The 20850-nt window shown below is 36.0% G+C and carries 21 protein-coding genes; 11 read left to right on the top strand and 10 right to left on the bottom strand.

Going from position 1 to position 20850, the window contains the following annotated elements; translation table 11 throughout:
- Genes galU through HH_RS02840 form a run of 7 tightly spaced genes read left to right on the top strand, consistent with a single transcriptional unit; the run spans position 1 to position 6302 of the window.
- Positions 1 to 831: a UTP--glucose-1-phosphate uridylyltransferase GalU gene (galU, locus tag HH_RS02870; RefSeq protein ID WP_034366326.1), complete on the top strand. Its 831-nt coding sequence runs from the start codon at positions 1 to 3 to the stop codon at positions 829 to 831.
- Positions 824 to 1231: a hypothetical protein gene (locus HH_RS02865; protein WP_011115419.1), complete on the top strand. Its 408-nt coding sequence runs from the start codon at positions 824 to 826 to the stop codon at positions 1229 to 1231. Before galU ends, HH_RS02865 begins: the two co-directional genes overlap by 8 nt.
- A gap of 16 nt (positions 1232 to 1247) precedes the next feature.
- Positions 1248 to 2513 (top strand): UDP-N-acetylglucosamine 1-carboxyvinyltransferase, encoded by a 1266-nt coding sequence (murA, locus tag HH_RS02860; protein ID WP_011115418.1) that lies wholly within the window; start codon positions 1248 to 1250, stop codon positions 2511 to 2513.
- A 20-nt stretch (positions 2514 to 2533) separates the two neighbouring features.
- Positions 2534 to 3136, top strand: coding sequence for a toxin-antitoxin system YwqK family antitoxin (locus tag HH_RS02855; RefSeq protein WP_011115417.1), 603 nt, complete (start codon positions 2534 to 2536; stop codon positions 3134 to 3136).
- Positions 3137 to 3157: 21 nt separating this feature from the next.
- The gene (locus HH_RS02850) at positions 3158 to 3868 is read left to right on the top strand and encodes a toxin-antitoxin system YwqK family antitoxin (RefSeq protein WP_050720599.1); all 711 of its coding nucleotides are present in this window, start codon (positions 3158 to 3160) and stop codon (positions 3866 to 3868) included.
- A gap of 5 nt (positions 3869 to 3873) precedes the next feature.
- Positions 3874 to 5484, top strand: coding sequence for a phytoene desaturase family protein (locus tag HH_RS02845; RefSeq protein ID WP_011115415.1), 1611 nt, complete (start codon positions 3874 to 3876; stop codon positions 5482 to 5484).
- Positions 5485 to 5534: 50 nt separating this feature from the next.
- Positions 5535 to 6302 (top strand): SIR2 family NAD-dependent protein deacylase, encoded by a 768-nt coding sequence (locus HH_RS02840; protein WP_011115414.1) that lies wholly within the window; start codon positions 5535 to 5537, stop codon positions 6300 to 6302.
- Between the two features lie 9 nt (positions 6303 to 6311).
- Here HH_RS02840 and HH_RS02835 read toward each other — a convergent pair whose 3' ends face one another.
- From HH_RS02835 to tig, 6 genes are read right to left on the bottom strand one after another with little or no spacing between them, the layout of a single operon-like run.
- Entirely contained in the window at positions 6312 to 6593 is a 282-nt protein-coding gene (locus HH_RS02835) for a metal-sensing transcriptional repressor (RefSeq protein ID WP_011115413.1), read from the bottom strand.
- A gap of 24 nt (positions 6594 to 6617) precedes the next feature.
- Positions 6618 to 8138, bottom strand: coding sequence for a YifB family Mg chelatase-like AAA ATPase (locus HH_RS02830; RefSeq protein WP_034366317.1), 1521 nt, complete (start codon positions 8136 to 8138; stop codon positions 6618 to 6620).
- A 9-nt stretch (positions 8139 to 8147) separates the two neighbouring features.
- Complete coding sequence (gene def / locus HH_RS02825) at positions 8148 to 8702, bottom strand: peptide deformylase (RefSeq protein WP_371414321.1); 555 nt, start codon at positions 8700 to 8702, stop codon at positions 8148 to 8150.
- On the bottom strand, positions 8641 to 9792 hold the full coding sequence (locus tag HH_RS02820; protein ID WP_011115410.1) for a GGDEF domain-containing protein: 1152 nt from the start codon (positions 9790 to 9792) through the stop codon (positions 8641 to 8643). Before HH_RS02820 ends, def begins: the two co-directional genes overlap by 62 nt.
- 21 nt (positions 9793 to 9813) lie before the next feature.
- Positions 9814 to 10404, bottom strand: coding sequence for an ATP-dependent Clp endopeptidase proteolytic subunit ClpP (clpP, locus tag HH_RS02815; protein ID WP_011115409.1), 591 nt, complete (start codon positions 10402 to 10404; stop codon positions 9814 to 9816).
- Positions 10401 to 11729, bottom strand: a complete 1329-nt coding sequence (gene tig, locus HH_RS02810; protein ID WP_011115408.1) for a trigger factor — start codon at positions 11727 to 11729, stop codon at positions 10401 to 10403. The genes clpP and tig overlap by 4 nt, the downstream gene beginning before the upstream one ends.
- 72 nt (positions 11730 to 11801) lie before the next feature.
- Here tig and fliI point away from each other — a divergent pair, with 72 nt between their 5' ends.
- The 3 genes from fliI to HH_RS02795 all read left to right on the top strand — a co-directional run bounded on the left by fliI (position 11802) and on the right by HH_RS02795 (position 15665).
- Entirely contained in the window at positions 11802 to 13178 is a 1377-nt protein-coding gene (gene fliI / locus HH_RS02805; protein ID WP_011115407.1) for a flagellar protein export ATPase FliI, read from the top strand.
- 140 nt (positions 13179 to 13318) lie between these two features.
- The gene (locus HH_RS02800) at positions 13319 to 14485 is read left to right on the top strand and encodes a NifS family cysteine desulfurase (RefSeq protein WP_011115406.1); all 1167 of its coding nucleotides are present in this window, start codon (positions 13319 to 13321) and stop codon (positions 14483 to 14485) included.
- Between the two features lie 199 nt (positions 14486 to 14684).
- Entirely contained in the window at positions 14685 to 15665 is a 981-nt protein-coding gene (locus HH_RS02795) for an iron-sulfur cluster assembly scaffold protein NifU (RefSeq protein WP_011115405.1), read from the top strand.
- A 23-nt stretch (positions 15666 to 15688) separates the two neighbouring features.
- On the opposite strand, the gene HH_RS02790 is transcribed toward HH_RS02795, so the two are convergent.
- A complete protein-coding gene (locus tag HH_RS02790; RefSeq protein WP_041308995.1) occupies positions 15689 to 16183 on the bottom strand; it encodes an NAD(P)H-dependent oxidoreductase in 495 nt (164 codons plus the stop codon).
- 91 nt (positions 16184 to 16274) lie between these two features.
- Between HH_RS02790 and HH_RS02785 the strand changes: the two genes are divergently transcribed.
- Positions 16275 to 16754: a CoA-binding protein gene (locus HH_RS02785; RefSeq protein ID WP_011115403.1), complete on the top strand. Its 480-nt coding sequence runs from the start codon at positions 16275 to 16277 to the stop codon at positions 16752 to 16754.
- 22 nt (positions 16755 to 16776) lie between these two features.
- Here the strand turns inward: HH_RS02785 and glnA are convergent, their stop codons facing one another.
- The 3 genes from glnA to trpS form a co-directional block, all read right to left on the bottom strand.
- A complete protein-coding gene (gene glnA / locus HH_RS02780; protein WP_011115402.1) occupies positions 16777 to 18216 on the bottom strand; it encodes a type I glutamate--ammonia ligase in 1440 nt (479 codons plus the stop codon).
- Between the two features lie 135 nt (positions 18217 to 18351).
- Entirely contained in the window at positions 18352 to 19632 is a 1281-nt protein-coding gene (locus tag HH_RS02775) for an ankyrin repeat domain-containing protein (protein ID WP_011115401.1), read from the bottom strand.
- The gene (gene trpS / locus HH_RS02770) at positions 19629 to 20627 is read right to left on the bottom strand and encodes a tryptophan--tRNA ligase (RefSeq protein WP_011115400.1); all 999 of its coding nucleotides are present in this window, start codon (positions 20625 to 20627) and stop codon (positions 19629 to 19631) included. Before trpS ends, HH_RS02775 begins: the two co-directional genes overlap by 4 nt.
- Between the last annotated feature and the right edge of the window lie 223 nt (positions 20628 to 20850).

Raw genomic sequence — 20850 nt, 5'->3', positions numbered from 1 at the left:
ATGATAAACAAATGTCTTTTCCCAGCTGCAGGATATGGCACAAGATTTTTACCCGCAACAAAGGCTATGCCCAAAGAAATGTTACCCATACTCACAAAGCCACTTATTCAGTATGGTGTAGAAGAAGCTCTAGAATCTGGTTGTTGTAACATAGGTATTGTTACAGGAAGAGGTAAGCGTGCTATTGAAGATTATTTTGATGTGAGTTATGAGTTAGAACATCAAATATCAGGCACAGATAAGGAGGAATTATTAAATGAGATTCGCAATCTCACAGATACTTGCACATTTTCTTATACGCGCCAAATTGCAATGAAAGGATTAGGAGATGCTATTTTAAAAGGCAAAAATCTCATTGGGAAAGAAGCCTTTGCGGTCATTCTCGCTGATGATTTATGTATTAACCCACAAGGTAAAGGCGTGCTTGCTCAAATGGTAGAGTTGTATAAAAAATATCAATGCTGCATTGTCGCTATTGAAGAAGTCAAAAGAAGTGATGTGGATAAATATGGCATTATTGAGGGAGAGGAGATAGAATCTGGTGTATATGAGGTGAGTAATATGATAGAAAAGCCAAGCATAGATAAAGCTCCAAGCAATTTTGCCATTATTGGGCGCTATATTCTTACACCTGATATTTTTGACATTCTAGCAGTTACAAAACCGGGAAAAAAGGGAGAAGTTCAAATCACTGATGCACTTTTAGAGCAAAGTAAAAAGGGACGCGTATTAGCATATAAGTTTCAAGGCAAACGTTATGATTGCGGGAGTATTGATGGCTATGTTAAAGCAACTATAGATTTTTATCAGGCTTTAAACGCAAATGTTTAATCTTAGTTTTTATGTTATTTGTTGGTTATGCTTTTTTTTGCTATGCTTACCTATTATTTTTAGTGGGCTTTTTGCTATTGCACTTGAAGAGGACAAACCCACAATTAAACAAAGTTCTTTAAAGGTGCTTTCAAATGAGATTGATAAATGGACTAATGATAAGGATAAACTTAAAGCATTATTTGAAAAGTTTTTGCAAAATTATAAAACACAACCTCAAGATGCAAGTGAGCATAGTCTATGGCTTGATATGATTTCGCGATTTGCAGCTAATATGAATCTGATGGAAGTAGAGGAAGTTGTGAGTTTTCAAGATAACCTTGAGAAAGCAAATCCTGAAAATAAGGCGAATATCAAAGAAGCTATTGGCAAAGCTTTGCAAAAACGAGAGAATAAATAATAAAGGATTTTACATTATGGATTATTTACAAATTACCAAAAGCCCTACACTTCAAGGTAGCGTTAGTATTTCTGGTGCAAAAAATTCTGCCTTACCTATTCTTGCTGCGACATTGCTTAGTCAAAATGAAGTAACAATTAATAATCTCCCTGATGTTGCCGATGTAAAGACATTAGCCAAACTTTTGGAACATTTGGGTGTAAATATTACTTGGCATAAGCCAACATCACTCACTTGTCTTGCTGAAAATATTGTGCATACGCGTGCTATTTATGATATTGTGCGTAAAATGCGCGCCTCTATTCTTGTGCTCGGACCTCTTCTTTCGCGTTTTGGCTATTGCGAGGTAAGTTTGCCCGGTGGGTGTGCTATTGGTGCGCGTCCTGTGGATTTACACATTAAAGCAATGGAAAAAATGGGCGCGGATATTCAAATTAAAGGTGGATATATTATTGCTCAAGCTAAAGGAGGCTTAAAAGGCGCAGATATTTTATTTGATAAAATCACCGTTACTGGAAGCGAAAATGTGATTATGGCAGCTGCCCTAGCACAAGGCAAAACACATATTATTAATGCTGCAAAAGAACCTGAAGTTGTGCAATTATGTGAGATTCTCTCTCAAAGTGGTGTAAAAATTGAGGGTATTGGGGGAAATGAGCTTATTATTTATGGCACAGGTGGAGAATTGCTCAATTTTGCGCCTATTTGTGTTATACCCGATAGAATTGAAGCAGGGACATATCTTTGCGCTGGTGCAATTACAAATTCTTCTATCACATTAGAGAATGTTGAAAACAATCATCTTAGCGCTATTACTGATAAATTAGAGGAAATTGGCTTTGGTTTTAATAAAAGCGAGCATTCTTTAACTTTACTTCCAGCGCAAAGCCTTAAACCTTTTGAAATCATCACTACCGAATATCCCGGATTTCCTACCGATATGCAAGCACAATTTATGGCACTAGCCACGCAATGTGAGGGTACAAGTGTGATTGAAGAGCGTTTATTTGAAAATCGTTTTATGCACGTAAGTGAATTGCAGCGATTGGGTGCAGATATTTCGCTCAAGGGTAATCACGCTACAATTAAAGGCATTAGCCCATTACTTGGAGCTGATGTGATGGCGACAGATTTGCGTGCAAGTTCTGCGTTGGTTGTGGCTTCACTTGTAAGTGAGGGCACAACCAATATCCATAGAATCTATCATCTTGATAGGGGTTATGAAAGACTTGAACACAAGTTACAACATTTGGGTGTAAATATCGTGCGCTTAAAAAGTTAGATTCTATAAGGAGTGAGAAAGTGAAGGTGGTAAAAGTCGTATTCTTAATCTTAATATATAAAATGTTAGCATTTGGCGTTGCCTTTGCTTCAGATGCGGCAGAATATGATGTGAGAATCTCCTATACAGGCGATAAAAAATCTCCTACTATCATCAGAACGCAATATTGTAAGGGCACAACGATGAAATGTGGCACTCAAATAAAAAAAGCGCCTAATGGTGTGGTAATTTTTCGTGCATCTTATGATAAAGATAAATATGAGGGGAAAGTGAGTTCTTATTACCTTGAGGGCACAATTAAAGAAGAGCGTTACTACAATGAGGGAAAAGAGGAGGGAAAGCGCATACTTTATTTTCCTAATGGCAAAATGCAGAGTGAGCAAGAATATAAGTTTAATAAGCGTGAAGGGGAGGGCAAAAAATATTATGAATCTGGTGTATTGCAAGAGAGTTTTACTTATGAAAATAATGAGCGAGAGGGCATTAGGGCAGAATTTGATAAAAATGGTATGTTACAATATGAAACACTCTATAAAAAAGGTAAGAAGCAATGGATGAAGCATTATGATGAAAAAGGCACAATGATTGAGGAGAAAAATTGTCGTTGGCAAACTTGTTATTAAGTATTATAGAGGAGGGGGGCGATGGACATTTGGTGTAGTAGAATTAAACATAGCGTATGTCGAAAATTAGTGCTTATGGGTGTTATAAGCGCATTAGTATTAGGAGGTTGTGTGGGTGAGCAAGTTGCTTTGCCACAAGATTCTCAAATACAAAACCAAAGTTCTACAAAAAATAAACACACTTCTTTGAGCACACAGCAAAAAACTTCTATCCCTAAAATACAACAATCAAACCAAAAGCCCCATTATTCTCAAGCGAAACTTGAAAATATTACCGGAGAGCAGAGCACAGAGGAAGTGCAGGATAATGGACGCACTTTTAAGGCAGAGATTACTTATAAGCCCGGAACAAAAATCAAGCACGGAAAAGAGACTTTGTATTATCTTAATGGCACTATGGCACAGAGGGCATTTTATGTTGAAGGTAAAAGAGAGGGTATATTTGAGCTTTTTAGTCAAAAGGGCATTCTTATTTATCAAGCATATTATAGCGCAGGGCAATTACACGGATTATGTCGTATTTTTGATGTTGCCAATGGCAATATTCAAAGTGAGATGAATTTTGTAAATGGTGTGCAAGAGGGACAAATGAATATCTATGACACATCAGGGAAACTTTGGTATCAGCTTCAATATAAGCAAGGCAAAAAAGAGGGCATAGCAAAAGAATTAGATTCAAATGGTAAGGTTGTGCGTGAAGTGCGCTATGTGAATGATAAAGAGATAAAATAATAAATATGAGTTATGATGTAATTATTATAGGAGGCGGACTTGGTGGTCTTACTGCTGGGGCTGTTTTAGCAAAAAAGCAAAAAAGAGTTTTACTTCTTGAGCAGCATTATATCCTTGGCGGTGCAGCTACGATATTTAAAAGAAAGGATATTCATATTGAAGTGGGTTTGCATCAAATGGATTATGGTAAATATGGATATGATATTAAAAGAGATTTATTTGATTTTTTAGAACTTGATAAAAAAATTGAATTAATCAGTTTGCCCGAAATATGGGGAGTTGTTGATAAGAATAAAAAATATGTAGTGCCACAAGGAATCGAGGAAGCTAAAAAATATTTTATTTCTCAATTTCCAAGTGAAGAAAAAGGCATAAAAAAATATTTTAATATTTTAAAAAACACTGCTTATACTATGGGAAAAATCTCTTATGATATGAACTTTTTTCAATTTTTAACATATCCTCTAATCAAATTTCCAAGAGTTGTTAAGTATTTCTTTCATCAAAAATCTGTTGGCGAAATACTAGATAAAATAATTAAAGATGATACATTAAAAAGATTATTAAATGTGAATTTTGTATATTATCACGATAATCCTTATGAACTTTCTTGGTATTATCACGCTCTTGCCCAGTATAATTACTATAATAGTGCAAAATTTATTAAGGGCGGTAGTTATTCATTAAGCCTTGCACTTGCTGAAATAATTACGGAAAATGGCGGGAAAGTAGAAACAATGTGCAATGTTGAAAAAATTATTGTAGAAAAAGCAAAAGCAAAGGGTGTTATATATAAAAATAAACGCACACAAGAACAAATGGCAGTAGATTCTCAATATGTAATAGCAAATTGTGCTCCTGCTATGCTTTATGAGAATATGGTTGATGAGGAATATAAGGATAAAAGCCTTGAAGAGCTTAAAGAATCTGTATCCTTATATACCATTTATATTGTTTTTAAACAGAATTTAAAAAAAATTTATAAAAACCATACCCATTCTACTTTTATCTATAATGATGGTGAATTTAATAAACCATTTATCCAAATGAAAGAAGGATTAAGACATAAAAATATTCAAGATAGGGGGTTTGTTTTTGTAGATTATGGTGTAATAGATTCTGGACTTCATATCAAAGATGATGATAAAAGAAGTGTTGGTGTCTTCTGTGGCGCATCATATCTTGAAGAATGGGAAAATTTACCAAAAGAAGAATATATTGCAAAAAAAGAAAAACTAGCACAAGACTTATTTAAAAAGGCAGAAAAATATTTTCCTGATTTAAAAGAATATATAGAATATTATGAAATTTCAACACCAAAAACTATTAAAAGATATATAAAAACTCCATCAGGCACTGCTTATGGCTATGCAAATAATAGTTTTTTAAGAAAAGGCAGAGCCGCGCGATTTTCAAAGACAATTAAAAATCTGTTATTTACAGGTGCTTATGCCTTCCCGGGTGGTGGTTTTACCGGAGTATTAATAAGTGGATATATGGCAGCATATAACGTTATTGAACCGCAGTGGAAATATATCATTCGTAGAACTTGTATTATTGCTTTTGTGTGTATATTTATTTATATTATTTTAAATGGATTAGAGTTCTTTAAATAAAGCAAACAATAGCTGGAATACGCTTTTGTATCAATATTTTAGGAGTGAAAATGCCAAAACTTGTAGTTTTTAGTGGAGCAGGATTAAGTGCAGAATCTGGGCTAGAAACATTTAGAGATAATGGTGGATTATGGGCACAATATGATCCTATGGAAGTATGTAATTATGAAAATTGGCTAGATAATTTTGAACTTGTGCATAGATTCTATAATCTTAGGCGTGAGGAATTAGGCAAAGTGCAACCGAATGCTATGCATAAATTTCTTGCTTCACTTCCTATGATTTTAAATAAGCCTCGCATTGCACTTTCTGCAAAGAAAAAACACAAAGATCCTATTGAAGTAATCCATATTACGCAAAATGTTGATGATTTGCTAGAGCGTGCAGGAGTGAGTAATGTCATACATCTCCACGGGGAATTATGCAAAATCATTTGTCCTCAATGTGAGCATATCTTTGATATAGGATATACTCATTTTGAGCCACATAATTGTCCAAATTGTGATTATGGAAAGCTTAAGCCTTTTATTGTATTTTTTTATGAGCGTGCACCTAAATATGTAATTATGCACGATATTTTTTCGCAGCTCTCAAGTAAAGATTGCGTGTTGGTCATCGGCACAAGCGGGAATGTGGTAGATATTAGCACTATTCTTGCTTTTGCAGAATCTAGAGCAAGAATTGGCTATAAAATCCTCAATAATTTACAATATTGTCCTAGCATTGCCGAATCTGTATTTGATAAAATTTTTTATAAGCCAACCACACAGGCAATAGCAGAGATAGAGCAAGAATTAGAGCAGTTTTTTATTTCCTAAGTTTAGATGCTAGCTCATACGAGAAAAATGCTCTATTGCAGTAGCAAGTTCATTGAGCGTTTTGTCAATATCGTTTGCCTCATCGCAGATACTATCACGCACACAATGATTGATATGCCCCTCAAGCACGATTTGCCCCACTTTGTGTAACGCACTTTTTGCAGCATTAAGCTGGATAAGCACATCTGGGCAAGCGGCGTTATCACTTATCATTTTATCAATACCATTAAGCTGTCCAATAATTTTTTTAAGCCGTTTATGTATATTTTGCATCGTTTTATGTTCAAGCATTTTTTCTCCTTGTGCTGAGATTCTTTAAATACGCCGATAACTTAGGGCTTCAAGCAAATGAGCTTTAGTGATATGCTCCTCTTTGGCTAAATCCGCAATAGTGCGCGCTACTTTTTTGAGCTTATTTTGTGCGCGATAAGAGAGAGAAAAACGCTCACTCGCTTGGTCAAGTAGATTCTTAGAATCTATATCTAATATGCAAAATTGCTCAATTTCTGCCTCATCAAGTTTGCCATTAAACACTTCTTGCTTTCGTTTTTTTTGCATTTTAAAAGCATCAAAAACCATTTTTTGCATACTTAGAGAATCTAGTCCTGCTTGTGTTTGCCTGTCTTCTTGCTCACTCATTTGGACAAAAAGGTCAATTCTATCAAGGAAAGGTTCAGAAAGCTTTGAGCGATAGAGATTAATTTCTCTTTCTTGACAGCGACATTGTTTATTTTTGCTGAGAAGATTGCCGCAAGGACAAGGATTAAGCGCACCTACAAACATAAAATTTGTGTCATATTCAAGCTTAGAATGCACACGGGAAATAGCAAGCTTATTGTTTTCAAGTGGCTCACGCAAAGATTCTAAAATATCTTTTTTAAAATGTGGTAATTCATCAAAAAATAAAATGCCATTATGTGCTAAAGCAACCTCACCTGGTTTAACTTCAAACTGCGTAGCTGAACCAAGAATACTTGATTTACTCGCACTTTGGTGAGGATTACGAAATGGACGCAAAGGTGTATAATGAGTGCTTTGCTTATTGAGCGCTTGAGATTTGACATTTTCTATCATTTCCTGCATAGAGCTAGGGGGTAAAATGTATAAAAGTCGTTTGGCAATCATACTTTTGCCACAGCCCGGTGAGCCTTCCATAATAAAATTATGGAATCCTGCTGCTGCAATGAGTGCTGCGCGTTTGGCAATGTCTTGCCCACATACTTGTTTAAAATCAGATGCGAACTCATCTTGATAAAAATAAGTTTTTCCTTCAAGTTCAAAATGCTTAAATCCAAGTGTGTTATGTGTCATTTGAGGTTGCGAAGTTGTATGTAATTGCGGATTATTAAGAAGCTCAATAGCTTCTTGTAAATGCGAGGCAAAATAAAATGTGAGGTTGGGGATTAGACTAAGTAATTCTTTAGCGCAAAGAGGCACAATAACCTTTGCGTGAGGGTGGAGTAAGGAAATATCAAGCAAAAGTGGATATATAGAATCAAGATATTTTATGCTTCCATCAAGCCCAAGTTCGCCAAAAGCAAACCATTGTTCAAGATTCTCTCCTTGTTTTTGCAATGCGAGCGCAATAGGCAAATCAAAATGCCCACCACTCTTAGGAAGGTCAGATGGAGAGAGATTGATATTAATTTTAAGCGGCGGGAGAGTAATGCCATTATTGGCAAGCGCGGATTGCACACGTTGTTTGGATTCTTGAATAGAGCTATGAGCTAAACCGGTGATACTAAAATGAGGCAATCCTCTTGTAAAAGTTGCTTCTACTTCAACTACTTTTGCTGATGTGCCGAAGCTTGTTGCACTTAGGATTGTATTTACCATTACCAATTCTTAGGCTTGAGATTCTTTTTTAAGTTTTTTGAGTTCTTTTTCAAATTTTTTGCGTTTTAAAATAGGGAGTTTATCTACAAATAAAACACCATTGAGGTGGTCTATTTCGTGTTGAATTGCTACCGCAAGGAATCCTTGTGCTTTGAGAATCCTGTCATTACCATAGCGGTCTTTATAAGCGATTGAGACTTTATCAAATCGTTTGATACTTTCATAAAAATCAGGCACAGATAAACAGCCCTCTTCCCATTCTACACATTCTTCTTGCGTTAAAAAAGTGGGATTAATGATTTCAAGCAAATCTTCTTTATATTGTTGTTTATCCTCTTCACGCGGAATATTAATAATAAGAATTCGCTCCGCCCTTCCTACTTGAATAGCAGCTAAGCCAACACCTTTGCTTTCTATAAGCGTCTCATACATATCATCAAGGAAGTTATGTAAATTATCATCAAAAATCTCAACAGGTATAGATTTTTTGCGCAATAGTGCATTAGGATATTTCAAAATCGCTAAGGTCGCCAAAGTCATCTCCGGGTATTTCAAAGTCATCATTATTTGTAGAGCTACCTGCCCCTGTTTTGCCAAATTTAAGAGGTTTATCTTCTGCTAAAGCTTCATCAAGCATTTTTTTGGCTTCTTCTAACATAGAATCGGGTGTTTTATTTATGTCAAAAACAATCCCACCCATAACAATATTCAAACTAAGCTCTAAATCCCCAATAAAGATATTTGTTTGCTTACATTTTTTTATTACTTCTTCGCAGAGTTTAATTGCTCCATCGGCTTGAACATTCTTAAGTAACATAGCAAAACGTCCTCCTCCTAAATAAGAGACGAGGTCTTTTGCGCCAATATTTTTTGAGACAATACGTGCAATATTTTTAAAAGTTGTTACAAGTTTATTTTGATTATTAAGCTGTGCGCCAAGTTCCCTTGATGGAGTAAAGGCTATCAATGCACTATTTCGAGGGAATTCTGTGCCATTTTCACATTCAAATTCAAGCGTATGATAAAAGAATGATTTACTATAAATACCCAATGTTGTATCATATATTGCACTTGATTTAACATTGGAAGATTTGGCATACATATCACGATAAGAACGCGAAATGTTGTCTGCTTGGAGCACAAATTGTTTATGAAAACCCCTGATTTCATTTATAAGCACCTTGATAGCATTTTGTGCACCAAGAGGATTTGTGATAGTAGAGATTTCAGCTAGCCGTTTTTCGGTATTGTTTTCCATAGCTGACATATATTTGCAGAGTGTGAGGAGATGTTCAAGCACAGATTTGAGTGTGGTGAAGTTTTCATTAAAGGTTTTTTCTAAGGCAATCAACCTTGAATCGTGATTTGCACTCTCTACCATCGCTTTAATTCTTTCACGCACTTCTTCATCTTGTTCTTGCGAGAGAGTTTTTTCAAAATAAGCTTCAAAGTTTTCAGGTAAGGGTAAAATTGCATCTTTTTCAAGAGCTTTCATTGCTTGCTTAGAAATAGAATTTAATTTTTTAGTTGTATCTGTTCGTTTAGCAGTATTTGCTTTTTTTGGTTTTTTATTCTTAACGCCTTCTAAACCTACATCATCAAGATTCCCAAAAAAATCATTGTTTCCATCTAAATCTAATTCATCTAAATTCATATCTCTCCCTTTTCATATTCATTATTTCAAACTTTTTGTCAAAATTTCATCAACTAATCCATATTTTTTAGCTTCTTCTCCGCTCATAAAAAAGTCTCTTTCAGTATCTTGAGTAATTTTTTCAATTTTTTGTCCTGTGTTGTGAGCCATAATTTCATTAAGTATCTTTTTTAATCGTAAAATTTCTCTTGCCTGTATTTCAATATCTGTGGCTTGTCCTTGCGCACCACCAAGAGGTTGGTGAATCATAATCCGTGAGTTTGGCAGAGAAAAGCGTTTTCCTTTTGTGCCAGAGCTTAACAAAAATGCTCCTGCGGATGCGGCTTGTCCAATGCAAATAGTGCTAATATCAGAATGGATATAATTCATTGTGTCATAAATGCTAAAAGCACTTGTGATAACACCACCGGGGGAATTAATATAAAAATTAATATCTTTTTCTGGGTCTTCAGCTTCTAAGAAAAGTAGTTGTGCTACGATTGAGGAAGCTATATGGTCGTTAATTTCGCCACTTAGTAAGATTATGCGGTCTTTTAAAAGCCGTGAATAAATATCATAGCTTCTCTCACCGCGTCCTGTGCGTTCAATGACATAAGGAATATAACTACTCATTGATTATCCTTTTGAGCATTAGTATTTGCCTTGCTTTCTTCAAATTTTTTATCAAGCAAATAGTGTAATACTCTATCTTCAAGCATAGTCATTTTAATAGCTGGAACAAGATTGTTTTTTTGATAATGTTCTAGTGTTGCTTTTGGGTCTTGTCCCATCATCATAGCTTCATAATAAATAGTTTGTAATACTTCATTATCATTAATGGCAATATTATATTTTTTTGCCAAAGCGTCCATAATAAAAGTAATTTGCACACTTTTGCGTGCTTCATCTTTATGCGTTTCTCGTTGTTTTTTAGCTTCATCTTGATTGTTTTTTATTTTATCAAATTCTTCTGGTTTAAGCTGACTAAGAGCATTTCTAAATAAAATATCCATTTCTTGCTCAACGATTAAATCTGGCAAATCAAATGAAATATTTTTAAGTAATATTTCTACTAATTTTTCTTTGAGTTCTTTATTGTAAATTTCAGTTTTTTGTTCCATTTCAAGTTGCTCTTTTATCATATCTTTTAAAGATTGTAGGTTAGATTCTTCGCCTGCAATGCTTTTTGCAAACTCATCATCAATTTTTGGCAACTCTTTTTGCAAAATCTTATGGAGCGTTACATCAAAGCTTGCTTCTTTTCCTGCTAAATGTTTAGCTTGATATTGCTCGGGGAAAGTAACCTTAATTGTGCGCTTCTCGCCATTTTTCATACCGATGAGTGCATCTTCAAAGCCCGGAATAAATTGATTTGAACCAATAGCGAGATTGAAGTTTTCTCCTTTACCACCCTCAAATGCTTTTCCATCAACAAAGCCTTCAAAATCAATTTGAGCTGTATCATCTTTTTGTAATGTCCTCTCTTGAGTGATTTCATTAAGAGGTGCGCGATTTTTTGCAATTTCTTCTAAGCGCTCATCAATAAGATTTTTACTTATTGTTTTGAGTTTGACTTCAGGTGTGTAATCCTCAACATTATCAAGATTTAATGTGGGGGTAATGCCAAGCTTAATTTCAAGTTCTATTTTATCATTAAGCTTATTAAATTGAGAAATCATAGGATTGCCAATAAGGCTATTGGGCTGAATTTCTAGCTCTTTAAGTGCAGCGGTAAGCAATTCTTGAATTGCTTCTTGTTGTGCATCTTGATCTATCTGCTCTTTATAACGTGTTTTAATCACTTGCGTTGGGACCTTACCTTTTCTAAAGCCATCAATTTTTATATTTTTAGCAATTTTTTTGATGACTTTTTCAAATTTTTCCTCAATTTTAGAGAGTGCAATGCTACCATTGATAACAGCATTAGCGCTATTTATGCGTTTTGTTGTGAAATTCATAGCTTTCCTTAATAAAATAAAAAAGTATAATTTGGTATTCTAACAAAAAAATCTTAAAAGTAGGTTTTGTGTATGTCATTGTCTCAAATCAAACAAAAACTTCAAAATAATATTAATCTTTCCCCAAGCTATGGACATCTTGTAAAAGTGATGCAAAATATGTTAGTGGCTAATGGCGTAAAACCTTCGGTGGGTGATATTGTGAAGATTCTCTCGCATTATGAAGCACCTTCTTTGAAAGAATGCAATCAATCTTCAGAGGAATCTCTACAATTTGCTCATAATATGCAAACACATAATCTCGGTATGGTAATGGCTATTGAAGGGGAACATTTTTTCATTAGCCCCTTTTCATTTATAGAGGGACATAAATGTGGCGATAAAGTGGAGATTCTCAATCACGGATTGCATATTCCTGTGGGAGAGAATATGCTTGGACGAGTGATTAATCCACTTGGAGAACCCATTGATGACAAGGGAGCATTGCATACTTCTCATACTACACTGCTTATGCGTCCGCCTATAAGTGCGCTTAAAAGGGGGTTGATAAATGAAGTCTTTGAAGTGGGTGTAAAATCAATTGATGGAATCCTTACCTGTGGAAAGGGACAAAAAATGGGTATTTTTGCAGGTTCAGGCGTAGGAAAATCCACACTTATGGGTATGATAGTGCGTGGTTCAAATGCACCTATTAAAGTAATCGCTCTTATTGGGGAAAGAGGGAGAGAGGTCCCAGAGTTTATCCATAAAAATCTCAATAATGATTTAACCAATACCATTCTTGTGGTAGCTACAAGTGATGATTCTCCACTTATGCGTAAGTATGGAGCATTTAGTGCGATGGCGATCGCGGAGTATTTCAAATCACTCGGTAATGATGTGCTTTTTATTATGGATTCTATAACGCGTTTTGCAATGGCACAAAGAGAAATTGGTTTGGCACTCGGCGAACCACCTACAAGCAAAGGTTATCCGCCATCTGTGCTTACACTTTTACCTCAATTAATGGAACGTGCGGGAAAGGAGGATGGTGTAGGTTCTATCACAGCTTTTTTCACGGTGCTTGTTGAAGGAGATGATTTGAGTGACCCTGTTGCTGACCAAAGTCGCTCTATCCTTGATGGACATATTGTGCTTAATCGTGACCTCACTGATATGGGAATTTATCCGCCTATTAATATTCTTAATTCTGCTTCACGCGTTATTAATGACATTATTAGCCCTGAACATTTGCAAGTTATTCGTAAATTTCGGCGATTGTATTCGCTTCTTAAGGAAAATGAAGTGCTTATACGCATTGGTGCATACCAAAGAGGTGCAGATAAAGAGCTTGATGAAGCTATTACAAAGCGTTCGCTTATGGAATCATTTTTAAAACAGGAAATGAATGAGCAATGGAGCTTTGAACGCTCTTTTCAAGAGCTCTTGCATATTATGGAAGATGTGTAAATTTTGGATTTGCTAAAATTTCATTTGAAATTGTCAAATCAATTAATCATAAAATGATAAAATTTAGCGTTTTTATTAGAAAGGTTAAAATAATATTTACTTAAATTTGCAACTCAAACACAAATTTTAGGAGTAAGATGATGAAGCAAGTCTATTTAGACAACAATGCAACAACAATGCTTGACCCAAGTATCAAGCCGCTTATGGAGCCGTATTTTTGCGAGAAGTTTGGGAATCCAAATAGTCTCCACAAATATGGCACACAAACTCACGCAGCTATATCAGAAGCAATTGAAAAACTCTATAAAGGTATCAATGCCGATGATAATGATGATATTATTATTACCAGCTGTGCAACAGAATCCAATAATTGGGTGATAAAGGGCGTGTATTTTGATGAGATTGTTAAAAAGGGTAAGAGGCATATTATTACCACAGAGGTTGAACACCCAGCAGTGCGTGCTACTTGTGCCTTTTTAGAAACTCTTGGCGTGGAGGTTACTTATTTACCTATTAATCAGCAAGGCACAATTACTGCCAAACAAGTGCGAGAATCTTTGCGTGAAGATACTGCTCTTGTAAGTGTAATGTGGGCAAATAATGAAACAGGACTTATTTTCCCTATTGAGGAGATAGGCACACTTTGTCGGCAAAATAATGTTCTTTTTCACACTGATGCAGTGCAAGCTATTGGTAAGATTCCTGTTGATGTCCAAAGTGCACAGGTAGATTTTTTAAGCTTTAGTGCACATAAGTTTCACGGACCAAAAGGTGTTGGTGGTTTATATATTCGTAAGGGTATTGAGCTCACTCCTCTTTTTCACGGCGGCGAGCATATGCGTGGCAGACGCAGCGGCACACTCAATGTCCCTTATATTATTGCAATGGGTGAAGCGATGAAATTAGCGAATGATTATCTTGATTTTGAGCTTTCTCAAGTAAAGAATCTGCGTGATAGATTAGAATCTGCTCTTTTAGAGATTCCCGATGTGTTTGTGGTTGGCACAAGAGATAATCGTGTGCCAAATACGACACTCATTAGTATAAGAGGAATTGAGGGCGAAGCTATGCTATGGGATTTGAATAAGGCAGGTATAGCTGCTTCTACAGGAAGTGCTTGTGCAAGCGAGGATTTGGAAGCAAATCCTGTTATGGTCGCTATTGGTGCAGATAAAGAGCTTGCTCATACTGCTATTAGAATCTCTTTGAGTAGATTTACTACAAGCGAAGAGATTGATTACACTATTGAGGTGTTTAAGAAAGCGGTGCAGAGGCTTAGAGCGATTTCTAGCTCGTATGAAAGCTAGTCGCGTTGTCTCTTTGGTGCTTTTAGTGGATTGTTCATTCAAGGCTCGGTCATTGCCACTTAGGTAACTCACTTTGCCTTTTATGCCAAAGCTACTAAAATCACTCAAAGATACTACTGCAAATAGTTTGAAACCGCTTTAGAATCTATTAATAAAAAGCTTGTAAAAGCAAAATATTAAAACAAATAAAGGAAAGAAAATGGCAAAGAATGACTTAATCGGTGGGGCGTTATGGGACGCGTATTCAAACAAAGTGAGTGAAAGAATGGATAATCCTACGCATTTGGGAGTTCTCACACAAAAGGATGCAGATGAGAGGGGAGCAAAGCTCATTGTCGCAGACTATGGTGCGGAGGCGTGTGGTGATGCAGTAAGGTTATATTGGTTAGTAGATTCTGAAGATAGAATCATTGATGCTAAATTTAAGAGTTTTGGTTGTGGGACAGCGATTGCAAGCTCTGATATGATGGTAGAACTCTGCCTTGGTAAAAAAGTGCAAGAGGCTGTGAAAATCACAAACCTTGATGTGGAACACGCTTTGCGTGATGACCCTGATACACCTGCAGTGCCCGGGCAAAAAATGCATTGCTCTGTTATGGCATATGATGTAATTAAAAAAGCTGCGGGAATCTATCTTGGCAAAGATGCGGAAGATTTTGAAGATGAGATTATTGTGTGTGAGTGCGCACGTGTAAGCCTTTCAACAATTAAAGAAGTGATACGATTAAATGATTTAAAAAGCGTGGAGGAGATTACAAATTACACAAAAGCCGGAGCATTTTGTAAAAGCTGTATTAAGGCAGGTGGGCACGAAAAGAGAGATTATTATCTTGTAGATATTTTGCGTGATGTACGTGCAGAAATGGATAAAGAAAATCTAAAAAATGTCGCACAAAAAAGTGTTGAGGGAAATTTAGCATTTGCAGAAATGACAATGGTGCAGAAAGTAAAGAGCATTGATAAGATTATTGATGAAAATATCCGCCCTATGCTTATGATGGACGGCGGTGATATGGAAATTTTGGATATTAAAGATACAAGTGATGGGTTTATTGATGTGTATATTCGTTATCTTGGAGCTTGTAGCGGATGTGCAAGCGGAGCTACGGGCACATTATACGCTATAGAATCTGTGTTGCAAGAAAAATTAGATTCTCATATTCGTGTGTTGCCCATATAAAAGATAATTAACACAAGGCTACATTATCCTTGTAGCTTTAATAAATATTCGCGTATGGGGAGATTATCTACATTTGCCTTATAAATGCAGTAAATCTCTTGTACTTCACAGCCATTGTAAGAAAAAGCATAATTAATAGATGAGAGTAAAGTGTCAAGAGTATATCCGTGATGCCCATCATAGCTTGTTTCATCGCCTCCTGCAGTTGTGATAATGCTAAATTTTTTATGCGAAAGTAGTTTAGGGTTTGCACTATGATGAATGTGTGTGAGGATTTTATCTTGCCACTCTTTCATTATTGCAGGTGTGCTAAACCAAAATAATGGAAATTGAGCGATAATTTTTTCAGCTTTTTGTAAAAGTGCAATTTCAGCTTCAGTATTAATTTTTCCATCTGGGTAAGCGGTGTTTAGATTATGGATAGTTACATTTTCTAGTGTTTTTGCAGATTCTAAAAGAGCTTTATTGACTTTAGAATCTGCCCAATATGTGTGTGAAAAGAGTAGAAGTATTTGCATATTGCCCTCCCATTACATTTAAAGAAAATCTTATGTTAAATTTACTTAAGATACCATAATATTTTGTTGTAGTTTGTATTAAGGAGATTATATGCACGAAAATCACACACAAGAGATGTGTTTAAGCGATACGCAAAAACGCACTATTTTAGAATCTGCTAAGATAATTGTCATAGTTGGGCTAAGTCCTGATGAGCATAAGGCAAGTTATCAAGTGGCACAATATCTTTTAGACAATGGCTATGAGATAGTGCCAATTTATCCTCGTGGTGGAGAGATTTTAAAGAAAAAAGTTTTTCGCTCTCTACTTGAAGCATTTGAATATATGGCACAAATGGGTCAAGTATGCGATATTATTAATATTTTTAGAAAAAGCGAGGCATTGCCCAGCATAATGCGTGAAATTTGCTCACTTCAAGGATTTAGCTCATTTGATAAAGAGCGAGCGTGTGTATGGGTGCAGCTTGGATTGCAAAGCGCAGAAGCAGCATCGATTGCACGTGAGTATGGCATTTTGTATGAGGAAAATAGCTGCATCAAAATAGAGCATCAGAGATTACACATACACTAAGCCTCACTACATAATTTAACATCTAGCAACTATAAGTAGTAAGGAACTCAAATGGGTGAGGGCGTGCCTCCCAAGGCCAAATCTCTGTTTCAAACTTATATGCTTTATAAGTTTGGATAAATTCTTCACTAAATACACCGCCTTCTTTAAGATATGCTTTATCAACAAGCATTTCCTCAATAGCGTGGCGCAAAGTGTGTGGTAGTTGTTTAATGCCTTTTTCGCGAATTTCATCTAAAGTAAGTTCAAAAAGATTGATTTCCATAGGCGCGCCCGGGTCAATTTTGTTTTTTATCCCATCAATTCCTGCGAGTAAGAGGCTTGCAAATGCAAGATAAGGATTTGCAGAGCTATCTGGGAATCTAAATTCCATTCGTTTTGCTTTCTCGCCGCTATTATATGGGATTCTGATACTTGCAGAGCGGTTTTGTGCGGAATAAGTGAGGATACTTGGTGCTTCAAATCCCGGTATAAGGCGTTTATATGAGTTTGTGCTAGGATTTGTAAAGGCGGCTAATGCGCGTGCGTGTTTAAGCACACCGCCTAAGAAATGTAGAGCCATTTCGCTTAAGCCTTGGTATGCTTCTCCTGCAAAGAGATTATGCCCATCTTTCCAAATACTAATATGCACGTGCATACCACTGCCATTATCTCCATAAAGTGGCTTTGGCATAAAAGTCGCGGTTTTGCCATTGAGATGAGCAACCATTTTGACAACATATTTGAGTTTTTGTACATTATCTGCTGCTTCAAGCATATCGCCAAATTTCACACCAATTTCATTTTGCCCTTGTGCGACTTCGTGGTGAAGCACGAAAGTTTCTAATCCTACTTGATTAAGCACTTTGACGATTTCAGCGCGTAAATCCACCATAGAATCTACAGGTGGCACAGGAAAATACCCACCTTTTGTGCCGGGACGATGCCCCATATTTACACCGCCTTCAAACTCACGCGCACGATTCCATTCGCCCTCTTCGGAATCTATCTCATAATATTGACAATTCACAGAATCTTTAATCTTAATAGAATCAAATACAAAAAACTCATTCTCTGGTCCATAGTAGGCGATATCGCCAATACCGCTTTCTTTGAGATATTTCATTGCACGTTTAACAATGGAGCGCGGACATTTCTCATAAGGCTTATTGTTGTAAATGTCCCAAATATCGCAAAAGACTACCGCAGTGGTATCAGCAGTAAATGGGTCAATGAAATACCGCACAGGTTCAGGGATAAGCATCATATCGGATTTATCTACGGGCTGCCAAGCAGGGATAGAGCTACCATCAAAAGGTATGCCCTCAAAGCTTTCTTCGTTAATTGCATTGCGAGAAAAGCTCAAATGATGCCATACGCCTTTAATGTCACTAAAACGGAAATCAATAAATTCTACTTCATTTTCATCACAGAATCTAAAAAACTCTGCTACCGCTTGTTTATCTATGCTTACTCTACTCATCAATACTCCTTTAATGCTTTAATTTATAGAATCAAAATGTGGCGATTATAGCATAAGTGAATCTTTCTTTAACAAATGCCAAAGTTTTTAAAATAAATTTACTCTGTGTTCTTTAAGGATTCTATGAATTTGTGCTCATTGGGATTTGCTTTTGCGAAATTCTAGCTCATCTCTTGCTCTACAACTTGTTGTTTTTGCAAGAACTCGTAACTCTTCATCACTAAAAGATGAGTATTCATCGTGTTGGTCTATGATACAGGGCTTACATTTGGGTTTATCACACGCAAAATATGTTTTAAATATGCCATCATTAACCCTTTTGCCTTTAGGACTATACCAAATTCCCCTGCCATCGGGATACAAGTCAAAATCCCATACTTCCCCATAAGCTTTGAGTGTGCCTTTTATCTCACAAGAAAAGCCACCAAATAATAATTGATAATTTCCTGCTGAATTTTGCACACTAGCATTATTAAAAAATTGCGCAATATCTTCTTTACTAAAGTTTTGCGTTTTAAAATCACAATTTGCATTAAAATCTCTTTTATTTGCATCTGAATCATCTCTAATATTAAAATCTAATATCTCAATGTTTGCTTGGGCAGCATCATATTGATTTGCAAATTGCTCTAAAAGCGGTGTTATTGTCGCTCCTGCATTTTTAAGTCTGTGTATTTTAGCTTCTTCGTTTTGTATCAAAGATATTCTTGTTTTTTTAGCTTCTTCATCATTATTATCAATAGGCAGTGAAAGTTCAAATCTAAGATTATAAGGATATTCTTCTCCTGCTCGTAAGGTTAAAAAAAGTGCGTCATTATAAGCTTCTTGGTTGTGCTTAAAAGGTAAAAGTTTTTTGAGCAGAGAGAATCTCCGCTCATCACTTGCAGCGAGAAAAAGAGCATTTGCCTCACCCATAAGATGAATATCTGCTCCTTTTGAAAGCATATAGGGTAAATGCTCAAAATATCGCTCAATAGGCGTTATATGCCCATTACTTTGATTTATATCTGCTCCAGATTCTATTAAGATTTGTGCAGTACTAAAATCTTTGGCAACAAGCAGTGGGATTATCTTTTTATCCTCACCATTAGGACTTAATCCAAGAGAAAGGAGATAGGTTAATATTTCTGCATTTCCGCTCCACGCTGCCTTTGCTACTGCCCCAAAGCCTGCATAATCTCTAGCATAAATATCCACGCCTGATTGCACAAGGGATATTACTTCGGAGTTATTACCTGATTCTATAGCTTTAAAGAATGCAGATTCTAATTCTGCGTTACTTTTTGGCTTTAGCAATTTTTTTTCACTCAATTCTAAGGTGGCATTATTATGAATGCTATTCTGTTTGCTCTCTTTGTTTTGTGATTGGCAGCTTAAAAAGCATAAGCCACACAGCAAACATATAAAAATCCTCATACAAGCCCTACTAATCTTTTAGCATTTTCATAAGTATTTTTTGCAATAGGGCGGATAGAATCTGCACTTTTTGTAAGCACAGATTGGATATAGGTTTTGTCTTGGCTGATTTTGGCATAGGATTGCTGAATAGGACGCAAAGATTCTATAATGACTTCTGCAAGAGCCATTTTTAAATGCCCATAGCCTTTGCCTTCAAATTCTGCCTCAATGCTTTTGCGGCTTTTTTGTGTGAAAATCTCATAAATGCAAAGCAAATTATACAGCCCTGCGCGAGATTCATCAAAGACGATATTGCTTTGAGAATCTGTAACTGCCTTCTTGCATTTGCGCGTGATGACATCGGGGCTATCAAGTAAAAATATTGCGTGATTTTCACCTTGAGCAGATTTACTCATTTTGCTTTGTGGATTATCTAGTCCCATTACACGCGCACCAACTTGAGGTATCATCGGTTCTGGGATATTGAAGCACTCTCCATAATCGCGATTAAATCGCATTGCAACATCGCGTGTAAGCTCTAAATGCTGCTTTTGGTCTTCACCCACAGGCACAAAATCGGCTTGATAGAGCAAAATATCTGCCGCCATAAGTGCAGGATAATTAAATAAGCCGACATTAATATTTTTTGGATTCTTATTTGATTTGTCTTTAAACTGCGTCATACGACTCATATCACCCATAGGAATATTGCAATCCAAAATCCACGCTAATGCAGCGTGCTCGTCAATTTGACTTTGAATAAAAAGATGTGATTTTTTCGTATCAATCCCACAAGCAAGGAGAATGCCTGCAAGTTCATAGGTTTTGTTTTGTAATTCTTGTGGGTCTTGTCGTATCGTAATAGCGTGAGAATTGACTACACAAAAGATATTTTCATATTGCTCTTGTGAATCTACCCAATGCCGCACCGCACCTAAATAATTGCCTAAATGAATATTGCCTGTGGGTTGAATGCCTGAAAAAATGCGCTTTTTGCTTGAAGTGTGAGACATACTATTCCTTAAAATAAAGTTTATAGAAATTAAGTTCCAAAAGCAGTATTGTATCAATTTTAGCTTATATCACTTATATATTTTACTTCGATATTAAGTTAAATAACTTTGAGTAAAAGGAGAAGGGAGAAAATCTAGTTTCAATAGACCAAAACGACTTGGCAAAGCTAAAGGATATTTTAAAAGATTATCCTACGCAAATATCTTGCTATGAGCTAAACAT

This window comes from Helicobacter hepaticus ATCC 51449 (assembly GCF_000007905.1).
Taxonomy (GTDB): domain Bacteria; phylum Campylobacterota; class Campylobacteria; order Campylobacterales; family Helicobacteraceae; genus Helicobacter_C; species Helicobacter_C hepaticus.
This window is presented reverse-complemented; position numbering and strand designations above follow the sequence as displayed.